Annotated in this window: 7 protein-coding genes; 1 reads left to right on the top strand and 6 read right to left on the bottom strand. The window is 71.8% G+C overall.

The genetic code is table 11. The features are described 5' to 3' along the window. The first annotated feature begins 495 nt into the window (after positions 1-495). The gene (locus ABD990_RS21600) at positions 496-4,395 is read left to right on the top strand and encodes a glycosyltransferase (protein WP_345382530.1); all 3,900 of its coding nucleotides are present in this window, start codon (positions 496-498) and stop codon (positions 4,393-4,395) included. Here ABD990_RS21600 and ABD990_RS21595 read toward each other — a convergent pair. From ABD990_RS21595 to ABD990_RS21570, 6 genes are all read right to left on the bottom strand, one after another. After that, positions 4,381-5,379 (bottom strand): YihY/virulence factor BrkB family protein, encoded by a 999-nt coding sequence (locus tag ABD990_RS21595; RefSeq protein WP_345382529.1) that lies wholly within the window; start codon positions 5,377-5,379, stop codon positions 4,381-4,383. The two genes, ABD990_RS21600 and ABD990_RS21595, sit on opposite strands and share 15 nt — an antisense overlap. Positions 5,380-5,600: 221 nt before the next feature. Further along, positions 5,601-8,150 carry an ATP-dependent Clp protease ATP-binding subunit gene (locus tag ABD990_RS21590; RefSeq protein ID WP_345382528.1) on the bottom strand — a complete coding sequence of 850 codons (2,550 nt, stop codon included), beginning with the start codon at positions 8,148-8,150 and terminating at the stop codon, positions 5,601-5,603. A 222-nt stretch (positions 8,151-8,372) separates the two neighbouring features. Further along, positions 8,373-9,215, bottom strand: a complete 843-nt coding sequence (locus ABD990_RS21585) for a siderophore-interacting protein (RefSeq protein WP_345382647.1) — start codon at positions 9,213-9,215, stop codon at positions 8,373-8,375. Between the two features lie 138 nt (positions 9,216-9,353). After that, a complete protein-coding gene (locus ABD990_RS21580; protein WP_345382527.1) occupies positions 9,354-9,701 on the bottom strand; it encodes a histone-like nucleoid-structuring protein Lsr2 in 348 nt (115 codons plus the stop codon). A 146-nt stretch (positions 9,702-9,847) separates the two neighbouring features. Beyond that, positions 9,848-11,305, bottom strand: a complete 1,458-nt coding sequence (lysS, locus tag ABD990_RS21575) for a lysine--tRNA ligase (RefSeq protein ID WP_345382646.1) — start codon at positions 11,303-11,305, stop codon at positions 9,848-9,850. 121 nt (positions 11,306-11,426) lie between these two features. Then, the gene (locus tag ABD990_RS21570; RefSeq protein WP_345382526.1) at positions 11,427-12,257 is read right to left on the bottom strand and encodes a type III pantothenate kinase; all 831 of its coding nucleotides are present in this window, start codon (positions 12,255-12,257) and stop codon (positions 11,427-11,429) included. Positions 12,258-12,261: the final 4 nt, after the last annotated feature.

The raw sequence follows: 12,261 nt of genomic DNA, 5'->3' as shown, positions 1-12,261 counted from the left end.
CACCTGTCAGGTCGCGGCACATCCGCCTGATCGGCTTGCGCGCGGCGCGCCTCGGATGTGGCCTCGCCGCGCGAGCGATTCGCCCATCCGCCCGGACGCGACACACACTCGCCTGAACCCGGCGCAGTGCCCGTCCGAGTAGCGGCACATCCGCCCGAGCGGCCCGCACATCCGGCGGGACGCGGCACATCCCTTCGTCGACCGGGTGCGGGACTGCTGCCCCGGGTGTGCTACGACGCTCGGGCGGGTGTGCGAGGTCGTCCACGAGCGGGAGCACGCCGCCCTCACCACCCTGCACACTCCGTGACTGTTTTGTCCTTTTCATCCCGGCTGTCACGGCAGGTCGGAGCAGGAGCACGCCCCCGTTCAGCTCAGTGGCGACGGGATTCAGGTCACGCCGTGTAACAGGGCCCGCCGGGCGGCCGAAAGCCGAGTGACAGGCCGCTGCCCGGATCCCGCCGGCGCGGCGCTCCCCCCTGTCGGGAAAGGTTCGCCGTGCCACGCCCTCGTGCGACGGTCCGGCCCGCGCCCTCGTGGCTGCTGGTCGGGTCGCTCCTCGTCGCCTTCCTCGTCGTGCTCGTCGTCTGCGGACTGACCGCCGGCAAGATCGGCAACGACGCGACCGGCGCCCACGAGGAGGGCTCCTCCGAGCAGGTCCCCGACGAGATCCTCTCCGGCGGCCCGATCATCGACGGCCAGCACGAGCCGGTGCGCTCGACGAGCATCCCGAACGGCACCGTCGTCCTCACCTTCGACGACGGCCCCGACCCCACGTGGACGCCGCAGGTCCTCGCGATCCTCCGCAAGCACAACGTGCCGGGCAGCTTCTTCGTGGTCGGCTCGATGGCCAGCCGGTACCCGGAGCTGATCCGCGAGATCCACGAGCAGGGCTCGGAGCTGGGGGTCCACTCCTTCTCCCATCCCGACCTCGGCACGTCGCCGGGCTGGCGGGTGGAGCGCGAGATGGCCGAGACCCAGCTGGTGATCCAGGGCGCCACGGGCACGTCGACCTACCTCATGCGACCGCCGTACTCCTCCAGCGCCGCGGCGCTCGACGACATCGGCTACCGGACCGTCAAGCAGGTCGGGGCCATGGGTTACCTGACGGTGCTGACGGACGTCGACGGCGAGGACTGGAAGCGGCCCGGCGCCGACCAGATCGTCCGCAACGCCACGCCGAAGGACGGCACCGGCGGCACGATCCTGCTGCACGACTCCGGCGGTGACCGCACCCAGACCATCGCGGCGCTCGACAAGCTGATCCCGCAGCTGCAGGCGGCCGGCTACACGTTCAAGACCGTCGAGCAGGCGATGAACCTGCCACCCGCGCCGGCCGCGAGCACCACGGACGTCCTGCTCGGCAAGCTGCTGCTCGGGGTCATCGGCGCAGCCTGGTGGGTCTCCGACGCCGCCCGCTGGCTACTGGCCGGGGTGGCGACCCTGGTCGTCCTGCGGCTGATCCTGATGATCGTGGCCGCGCGCAAGCACGACAAGCGGCGCCGCGACCCGAACTGGGCCTGGGGCCCGACCTACACGCAGCCCGTCTCGGTGATCGTCCCGGCGTACAACGAGTCGAAGAACATCGAGGCGACCGTGCGGTCGATCCTCGCGAACGACCACCCGCTCGAGGTGATCGTCGTCGACGACGGCTCGTCGGACGGGACGGCCGAGCTCGTCGAGTCGCTCAACCTGCCGCGGGTGCGGGTGATCCGCCAGCTCAACGCGGGCAAGCCGGCCGCGCTCAACACCGGCACGGCGAACGCCCGGTACGAGGTCGTCGTGATGATGGACGGCGACACGGTCTTCGAGCCGGACACCGTGCGGCACCTCGCACAGCCCTTCGCCGACCCACGGGTCGGCGCCGTCGCGGGCAACGTGAAGGTCGCCAACACCGACACCCTGATCGGCCGGCTGCAGCACGTCGAGTACGTGGTCGGGTTCGGCATCGACCGCCGGGTGCAGGACACGACGTCGTCGATCACCACGATCCCCGGCGCCGCCGGCGCCTTCCGCAAGGAGGCGCTGCGCGAGGTCGGCGGGCTGTCCGACGACACCCTCGCCGAGGACACCGACCTCACGATCGCCCTCGGCCGGGCCGGGTGGAAGGTCGTGTTCGAGGACCGCGCGCTGGCCTGGACCGAGGCGCCCGCGACCGCCGGCCAGCTCTGGCGGCAGCGGTACCGGTGGAGCTACGGGACCATGCAGGCCATCTGGAAGCACCGGCGGGCGGTGCGCGAGCCCGGCTCGTTCGGCTGGCTGGGTCTGGCCCACGTGCTGCTGTTCCAGATCATGCTGCCGCTCTCCGCGCCGCTGGTCGACATCTTCCTGCTCTACGGGCTGCTGTTCGAGGACCCGGCGACCACGCTGCTGCTCTGGAGCCTGATGATGGGGCTGCAGGTCGCGGGCGGCATCTACGCCTTCCACGTGGACGGCGAGCCCAAGAGCGCGCTGTGGGTCCTGCCGGTGCAGCAGTTCGTCTACCGGCAGCTGATGTACGTGGTGCTCGTGCAGTCCGCGGTGAGCGCCGTCAGCGGCGTCCGGGTGCGCTGGCAGAAGCTCAAGCGCACGGGTGCGGTCGACGCCCTGCTCTCGCCGCAGTCCTCGCCGGCGCCGGTCTCCGCCGCGAACGCCCCCGGGCGGCACCCGTCGTTCCCCGGCATGGCGGCCGTGCCCGCGCCCACGGCCGTTGCACCCGTCCCGGCGCCGCGGTCCGCCGACGGCCCGGGCGACGACCCCGGGTCACCGCTCCCCGCCCCCGTCGCGCGACCGCGGGGCCGGGAGCGGTGGCTCGACACGCTGCGCGGGCTCGCGCTGGTCCGCGTGGTCGTCTACCACGCGCTGGGGCTCGGCTGGCTGTCGATCGTCTTCCCGTCGATGGGCGTGATGTTCGCACTGGGCGGGTCGCTGATGGTGCAGTCGATGCGGAAGACGCCGGCGATCGACGTCATCGGGCAGCGGATCCGCCGCCTCCTGCCACCGCTGTGGCTGATGGCCGTGATCTTCGTGCCGATCATGGTGTGGCAGGGCTGGGCCGCCGAGGGCGCCGACGCCGACAGCCCCGGCAACGGCATCCCGTGGAGCGACCTCGTCTGGTGGGTCTTCCCGATCATGGACCCGCCGGGCAGCGAGTGGGGCTTCGACACCGTCGAGGTGCTCTGGTACCTGCGCGCCTACCTGTGGTTCGTGCTGCTCACGCCGGTGATGCTCAAGGCCTTCCGGAAGAGCCCGGTGATCAGCGTGCTGGTCCCGCTGGCCCTGGTGATCGTCGACGGCCTGCTCGGCTCGCCGCTGTCCGACGCCAGCGGACTCGGCGCCGGCCTGCTCGACTTCGTGACCTTCGGCGCCTGCTGGATGCTCGGCTTCGCGCACCGTGAGGGCATGATCCGCAGGCTCCCGCTGCCGGCCCTGCTCGGGCTGGCCGCGGCCGGGATCGCGGCCGGGATGTTCTGGGCCGTCGGGCACCCGTCGGAGGAGGCCGGGCTCGACCTCAACGAGATCCCGATGGCGCAGGCGCTTGTCTCCGCCGGGTTCGTGCTGCTGGTGCTGCGGCTCAACCCGAGCATGGGCTGGATCGACAAGGTGCCGGGGCTCGCCCGGCTGATCGCCGTGGTCAACGCGCGGGCGATCACGATCTACCTGCTCAACAACCCGGCGATCGACGTCGCCGCGTGGGCGAACGACACGCTGGGCCTGCCCGACTCGGGCGGCATGCTCCTCCTGAGCTCGGTGGTGATCATCGTGATCGGGGTGGCCTGCTTCGGCTGGGTCGAGGACCTCGCCGCCCGCCGACCGCTGCAGATCCTGCCGGGCGCGAGGCGTGCCGCGGCGGCACGCCGGAGGAAGGACGAGGAGGCCGTGCGGCAGGGCCCGGTCCTGCGGCCGCGGACCCTCGCCGAGGCCACCGCGCGACGGATCGCCGAGATGCCCGCGACCGAGGTGCTGCCGGTGGTGCCGCGCCAGGAGGCGCGTGTGCCGGGCGGCTCCGCCCGGCCACGGCCGGCCGGTCAGGATGCGACCCGGGTGGGCGCGGTCCCCGGCCCCCGGCCCCGCACGCCGCAGGACGGGCCCGCGGCCGCGCAGGAGTGGTCCCCAGCCCAGCATGAGTGGTCCGCAGCATCGCAGGAGTGGTCGGCAGGCCCACAGGAGTGGCCCGCAGGTCCGCAGGAGTGGTCGGCAGGTCCGCAGGAACGGCGGCAGGGCCCCCGGAACGGCCCCCGGCCCCCGTCCGCAGGCGCAGGAGTGGCCTCCCCCGCAACGCCGCGGCTGAGCCCCCGCGAGTCGGCAGTTCCTGGACCGCGAGTCGGCAGTTTCGGGGACCGCGAGTCGACGAGTTCGGGAGCCCGGCCGCCGGGCCCGCGGCCCGGTGCACCCCGGCCCGGCTCAGCGGGCCGGTGAGCCCGGGGTCTCGTCGAGGTGGTCGGGGATGCCGTCGTCGTCGACGTCGGGCAGACGGGGATCGCCCTGCCCCGCGCGGACGGCCTCGAGCTGCGCGGCGAGCGCGAAGCCGGCCAACAGCGCGATGCCGGTGACGTTCGCCCAGAGCAACAGGGCCATGATCGCCGTCAGCGGTCCATACGTCTCGTCGAAGTTCTCGCCGAGCACGACGTACCCCGCCAGCAGCACGGAGCCGGCCAACCAGGCCAGGACCGTCACCGTGCCACCCACCACGAGCCAGCTCAGGCCTGGTTGTCGGCGGCGCGGCGCCAAGCGCAGCAGCGCGGTGACCGCCACGATCAACGCGGCCAGACCGGCGGGCCACCGGACGACGTCCCAGACCTCCTCCGCCACGTCGCCCCAGTGGTAGACCTGCTCCATCGCGTCGCCGAAGGGCTCCCCGGCGACGATCAGCAGCAGGCCGATCGCCATCGCCACACCCGCCGTCGCGGTGAGCGCCGCAGCGCGGCCGTACTTCCGGAGGACGGGACGGTCGCGCTCGGTGCCGTAAATCCGGTTGGCCCCCCGTTCGAGCTGGGCGAACGCCGAGGTCGCCGCCGCGAAGGCGGTGAGCAACGCCAGCACGACGACGACCTCGCCACGCTCTTCGCCCTCGACCTCGCCCTGGACCGCCTGCCCGACGAGCTGGTCACTGTTGCCGGGCGAGACCGCCACGACCGTGCGGGCCACGACCTCCGAGAAGGACTCCGCGCCGAGGGCGGTCGCCAGGCCCGCACCGGCGATCACCAGCGGCACCGCGGCCAGCGCGAGTTGGAGGGCGAAGGCGCGGGCGTGGGAGAAGCCGTCGCCGTAGCGGAAGCGCACGAAGCCGGTGACGAGCAGGTGGCGCAGGCCGTAGCGACGGACGGTGTGCCAGGCGTCGTCGGCGGAGAGCAGCTCGCCGGACATCAGCTCGGTCTCGGGGACGGCACGGACCGAGCTCATGACGCCACGGTAGCGACGGCCGGCCGACGGCGCGGATCGCAGCGCGCGACTCATGGGAGCCCAGAGCCCGACTCGCGGAAGCCCACACCCCGACTCGCGGAAGCCCACACCCCGACTCGCGCTGCCAGAACTCCCGACGCGCGGGACGGACACCGCGGCCGAGAACGGCGGCGGCCCGCCTCCCCGGAGGGAGACGGGCCGTCGTCGGGCTGTGCCTGGTCCTACTCCTCGCCACCACCGGCGGCGATGTCGACCGGCGGGGCGTCCGGGACGCCGGCGGCCGGGCGGGGCTCACCGCGGAAGGTGAACGTCGCCTTGTCGTCGTGCGCCGGGTTGCCCTCGGACACCGAGTCGTCGATGCCCTCGACGTCGACGATCACGATCTGCCCCGGCTCGACCTCGCCGAACAGGATCTTCTCGGACAGCTGGTCCTCGATCTCCCGCTGGATGGTCCGGCGCAGCGGCCGGGCGCCCAGGACCGGGTCGAACCCGCGGCGGGCCAGCAGGCCCTTGGCGGCGTCCGTGAGCTCGATGGCCATGTCCTTGTTGGCCAGGGCCTTCTCCACCCGCGTGATCATCAGGTCGACCATCGAGATGATCTGCGGCTGCGTGAGCTGGTGGAAGACGATGATGTCGTCGATGCGGTTCAGGAACTCCGGGCGGAAGTGCTTCTTCAGCTCGTCGTTGACCTTGGTCTTCATCCGCTCGTAGTTCGACTGCTCGTCGTTGCTCTGCGCGAAGCCGAGCCCGACGGCCTTCGAGATGTCCTGGGTGCCCAGGTTCGAGGTGAAGATCAGCACCGTGTTCTTGAAGTCGACGGTGCGACCCTGGCCGTCCGTGAGGCGGCCGTCCTCGAGGACCTGCAGGAGCGTGTTGTAGATCTCCTGGTGGGCCTTCTCGATCTCGTCGAACAGCACGACCGAGAACGGCTTGCGGCGCACCTTCTCGGTGAGCTGGCCGCCCTCCTCGTAGCCCACGTACCCGGGAGGGGCACCGAAGAGCCGCGAGGCGGTGTAGCGGTCGTGGAACTCGCCCATGTCGATCTGGATGAGCGCGTCGTCCTCGCCGAACAGGAAGTTCGCCAGCGCCTTGGACAGCTCGGTCTTACCGACACCGGACGGGCCGGCGAAGATGAACGAGCCGGACGGGCGCTTCGGGTCCTTCAGGCCGGCACGGGTCCGGCGGATCGCCTGGGCGACGGACTTGACCGCCTCCTCCTGGCCGATGATCCGCTTGTGGAGCTCGTCCTCCATCTTCAGGAGGCGAGTGGTCTCCTCCTCGGTCAGCTTGAAGACGGGGATGCCGGTCCAGTTCGCGAGGACCTCGGCGATCTGCTCGTCGTCGACCTCGGCCACGACGTCCAGGTCACCGGACTTCCACTGCTTCTCGCGCTCCGACTTCTGCGCGAGCAGCTGCTTCTCGGAGTCCCGCAGGTGGGCGGCGCGCTCGAAGTCCTGCGCGTCGATCGCGGACTCCTTGTCCCGGCGGACGTTCGCGATCTTCTCGTCGAACTCCCGCAGGTCCGGCGGCGCGGTCATGCGCTTGATGCGCATCCGGGCGCCGGCCTCGTCGATCAGGTCGATCGCCTTGTCCGGCAGGTACCGGTCCGAGATGTAGCGGTCCGCCAGGGTGGCCGCGGCGACGAGCGCCGGGTCGGTGATGGTGACCCGGTGGTGCGCCTCGTAGCGGTCCCGGAGGCCCTTGAGGATCTCGATGGTGTGCGTGACGCTCGGCTCGCCCACCTGGATCGGCTGGAAGCGGCGCTCCAGCGCGGGGTCCTTCTCGACGTACTTGCGGTACTCGTCCAGCGTCGTCGCGCCGATGGTCTGCAGCTCACCGCGGGCGAGCATCGGCTTGAGGATCGACGCGGCGTCGATCGCGCCCTCGGCGGCACCCGCACCCACCAGGGTGTGGATCTCGTCGATGAACAGGATGATGTCGCCGCGGGTGCGGATCTCCTTGAGCACCTTCTTCAGGCGCTCCTCGAAGTCACCGCGGTAGCGGGAGCCCGCGACCAGGGAGCCCAGGTCGAGGGTGTAGAGCTGCTTGTCCTTCAGCGTCTCGGGGACCTCGCCCTTGACGATGCCCTGGGCCAGGCCCTCGACGACGGCGGTCTTGCCGACGCCGGGCTCGCCGATGAGGACGGGGTTGTTCTTGGTCCTCCGGGAGAGGACCTGCATGACCCGCTCGATCTCCTTCTCCCGGCCGATGACCGGGTCCAGCTTGCCCTCACGGGCCTGCTGGGTGAGGTTGCGACCGAACTGGTCGAGGACGAGGGAGGAGGACGGGGTGCCCTCGCCGCGGCCGGTCGAGGCCTCGGCGGGCTCCTTGCCCTGGTAGCCGCTCAGCAGCTGGAGGACCTGCTGGCGGACGCGGTTGAGGTCGGCACCCAGCTTGACGAGCACCTGGGCCGCGACACCCTCGCCCTCGCGGATCAGGCCGAGCAGGATGTGCTCGGTGCCGATGTAGTTGTGGCCGAGCTGCAGCGCCTCGCGCAGCGACAGCTCCAGCACCTTCTTCGCCCGGGGCGTGAACGGGATGTGCCCCGACGGTGCCTGCTGCCCCTGGCCGATGATCTCCTCGACCTGCTGGCGGACGCCCTCCAGGGCGATCCCGAGCGACTCGAGCGCCTTCGCGGCGACACCCTCACCCTCGTGGATCAGGCCAAGGAGGATGTGCTCGGTGCCGATGTAGTTGTGGTTGAGCATCCTGGCCTCTTCCTGCGCCAGGACGACAACACGCCTTGCTCGGTCGGTGAACCTCTCGAACATTCGCACTCCTTGCCTGCTGCGCCCACACGTGCGACGCGTCCAGCATCCCTGTGACACTGCGCCGCGGACGCCCCATACCACTGTATCGGTCGCCGACCGATCGGCGCCTCCGCCGCGGCCCCACGTAACGCGCACGGTACGCACCTGCACCGACACAACGGCGTCAGCAGGGCGTCCATTCCCGGTCGGCCGCCGTTCAGCCCTGGGCGAACGGCCAGGGGGTCAGCGACCTGCGGAGATCGACTCTGCCGGGGCCTCCGCGGCCTGCTCGGTCTCCTCCAGCCGCGCCTGCTCCTGCTTGTAGACGCGGAAGCCCTCCTCGTCCCGCCCGCGGCGCCAGTAGCCCGAGACGGACAGGGCGTCCCGGTCGACGCCGCGCTCGCGCAGCAGGTGCCGCCGGACCTCGCGGACCTCCGCCGCCTCGCCGTGCACGAACGCGTGCACCCGACCCGCGGGGAACTCCAGCTCGCGGACCGCCGCGACCAGCGCGCCCGCCCCGTCGTCCGGCGCCCCGGCGCGGTGCAGCCAGCGCAGCCGCAGGTCACCGGCGCACTGCAGGTCCTGCCGGTCCGCCTCCTCCTGCACCTGGACGATCGCGTGCACCGGCACCCCGGCGGGGATCCGCTCCAGCGCGGCGCCGATCGCGGGCAGCGCCGCCTCGTCGCCGACGAGCAGGTGCCAGTCCGCCTCGGGATCGGGCGCGTAGGCCCCGCCGGGCCCGAGCAGCCGCAGCCGGTCGCCCGGGCGCGCGGCGGCCGCCCACGGGCCGGCGAGGCCGCTGTCGCCGTGGTGCACGAAGTCGATCGTCAGCTCGCCGGCGGCGGGGTCGAACGCGCGGACGGTGTAGGTCCGCAGCCGCGGCCACTCCTCCCGCGGGTGGTCCCGCCGGACGGCGTCCATGTCGAGCGGCTCGGCGTAGTCCACGCCCGGCACCGGAAACAGGATCTTCACGTAACGGTCGGTGAACGGGGTGTCGGGGAACGACGCGAGCTCGGGCCCGGCGGCGACGACCCGCACCATGTGCGGGCCGATCCGCTCGGTGCGCGCGACCTCGAGGGTGGTCATGCGGCGTGCCACGGGGTGTACCTCCGAAGATCGGTCCTGCCACCCACGCTACGCCCGGGCGATGGTGAGGCAACCCTCACTTCCACACAGCAGAAGGCCGGCCGGGACGTGCCCGGCCGGCCCTCGTGCGTGTCGCCCTCAGTTCTCCTGGTGATAGGCCTCGAGCACCTCGGCCGGGATCCGGCCGCGGTCGGAGACCTTCATCCCGCGCTTGCGGGCCCAGTCGCGGATGGCCTGGTTCTGCTCGCGGTCGATCGACGGCCGCCGGTTGGAGCCGCCGGACGGCGACCCGCCACCACCGCGGCGCCGCCCGGAGGCCCGCCGGGCCGCACCCACGTAGGACGCCAGCGCGTCCCGCAGTCTGTTCGCGTTCGCCGTCGACAGGTCGATCTCGTAGCTCTTCCCGTCGATCCCGAACTCGACGGTCTCGTCGGCCTTGTCGCCGTCGAGGTCGTCGATCAGCTTGATCTCGCGGATCTGCGCCACCGCCGCAGCCTCCTGGGTTCGAATGGTTCCTCGCTGAATGGACGGCCGCGCCGTCGGGGAAATATAACGCAATTCCCGAAGGCGTGTCCATCAGGGTGGATCCACACCGGAATCTCTCAGGAAATTCCGGCGGTCGAGCTGTGGGCTCAGGCCTCCGGGCGCACCAGCGGGAAGAGGATCGTCTCCCGGATTCCCACGCCGGTCAGGGTCATGAGCAGCCGGTCCACGCCCATTCCCATGCCGCCGGTCGGGGGCATTCCGTACTCCATGGCCCTCAGGAAGTCCTCGTCGAGCTGCATGGCCTCGGGATCGCCCTTGGCCGCCAGCAGGGACTGGGCGTGCAGCCGCGCGCGCTGTTCGACGGGGTCCACCAGCTCCGAGTAGGCCGTGGCCAGCTCCTGCCCGAACACGATGAGGTCCCAGGCCTCGGCCAGCCGCGGGTCGTCGCGGTGCTGCCGGGTCAGCGGGCGCACCTCGACCGGGTAGTCGCGGACGAACGTCGGCTCCTGCAGCGTGTGCTCGACGAGCTTCTCGAACAGCTCGAGCACGATTTCGCCGGCGCCCCAGGAATCCTGCAGCAGCACGTCGTGCGTCGCGGCGATCTTCCGCAGTTCCTCGGTCGACGTGTCCGGCGTCACGGATTCCCCGACGGCCGCGGAGACCGATTCGTGCAGCGTGACCGACCGCCACTCGCCGCCGAGATCGTGTTCCGACCCGTCCGCGTGACGCACGACGGTGGAACCGAACACGGCGCGTACACATTCCTGGATCAGTTCGCGGGTGAGAACGGCCATGTCGTCGTAGGTGGCGTACGCCTGGTACGCCTCGAGCATCGCGAACTCGGGTGAATGGGTGGAGTCGATGCCCTCGTTGCGGAAGACCCGGTTGAGCTCGAAAACGCGCTCGATCCCGCCGACCACCGCCCGCTTGAGGAACAGCTCGGGGGCGATCCGCAGATACAGGTCGGTGTCGATGGCGTTCGCGTGGGTGACGAAGGGGCGCGCGGTGGCGCCGCCGTGCAGCAGCTGCAGCATCGGCGTCTCGACCTCGACGAAGTCGCGGGTCTCGAACTCGCGGCGCAGCGTGCGCAGCACGGTGGAGCGCGCCCGCACCATGTCGCGCGCCTGCGGGCGCATGATCAGGTCGACGTACCGCTGCCGGACGCGGGTCTCCTCCGACAGGTCGCTGTGCGCGTTGGGCAGCGGGCGGACGGACTTGGCCGCCATCGCCCACGAGTCCGCCAGCACCGACAGCTCGCCGCGCCGCGAGGTGATCACCTCGCCCGTGACGGACACGTGGTCGCCCAGGTCGACCTGCGCCTTCCAGCGGGCCAGCTCCTCCGGGCCCACCTTCGCCAGGCTCAGCATGGCCTGCAGCTCGGTGCCGTCGCCCTCGACGAGGGTGGCGAAGCACAGCTTGCCCGTGTTGCGGAGGAACAGCACCCGCCCGGCCACGGTCACGACCTCGCCGGTCGCGGTGTCCGGCGGCAGGTCGGGGTGGGCCTCCCGCACGCCGCGCAACGTGTGGGTGCGCGGCACGAGCACGGGGTACGGGTCGAGGCCCGCCTCGAGCATGTCCGCGCGCTTCTTCGCGCGGACCTGCATCTGCTCGGGCAGGTCGTCGGCGGGGGTGCGCGGCTCGTCGGTCACGCCGGGTAAGGCTAGACGGCGGTACCGCGGCACGTCCGCGCGGTATGGGCCGGGTGCCGCGCCGGCCCCGTGCGGGCTACCGGCCCGCCCGGCCCACCACCGCGGCGGCGTCCTGCACGCCGCCGCTCACGGTCGCGCTGCGGACGTTGCGCTCGTACGTGAGCCGCAGGCCCTCCAGCGTGAGGTCCGGCGCGTACTCGGTGATCGTGTCCGAGATGCCCTTCATCAGCGGCGCGAGGCCTCCGGTGCCGAGCACCGTGACCGGGCCCGCCGCGGGGCCGAGCTCGCTGATGATCCGCCGCACCAGGCCGTCGACCTGGCCGGCGAAGCCGTAGAGCACGCCGGACTGCAGGCACTCCACGGTGTTCTTGCCGATCACCGAGCGGGGCGGCACGAACTCGACCGTCCGCAGTGCGGCCGCCCGATGGGCGAGGGCGTCCATCGAGATCTCGATGCCGGGGGCGAGCGCGCCGCCGAGGAACTCCCCCTTCGCCGACACGACGTCGATGTTCGTGGACGTGCCGAAGTCGACGACGATGCACGCGGTCGCGTGCCGGTGGTGCGCCGCGAGCGTGTTCACCACCCGGTCCGCGCCGACCTCCCGCGGGTTGTCGACGAGCAGCGGCACACCCGTCCGTACCCCGGGCCCGACGACGACGGTGGGCATCCGCGCCGCCCGCCGCTCCAGCATGAGGCGCAGCTCGCGCAGCAGCGACGGCACCGTGGACAGCGCGGCCACGCCGTCGACCCGCGCCGCGTACTCGCCGAGCATCGCGCCGACCGCCACCTCCAGCTCGTCGGCCGTGATCCGCGGGTCGGTGCGCATGCGCCAGTCCCGGACGAGGGTCTCGCCCTCGTACACACCCAGGGCGATCTGGGTGTTGCCGATGTCGATGCAGAGCAGCATGGGC

Origin of the sequence: Pseudonocardia yuanmonensis (assembly GCF_039542425.1) — a bacterium.
Classification (GTDB): Bacteria; Actinomycetota; Actinomycetes; order Mycobacteriales; family Pseudonocardiaceae; genus Pseudonocardia; species Pseudonocardia yuanmonensis.
This window is presented reverse-complemented; position numbering and strand designations above follow the sequence as displayed.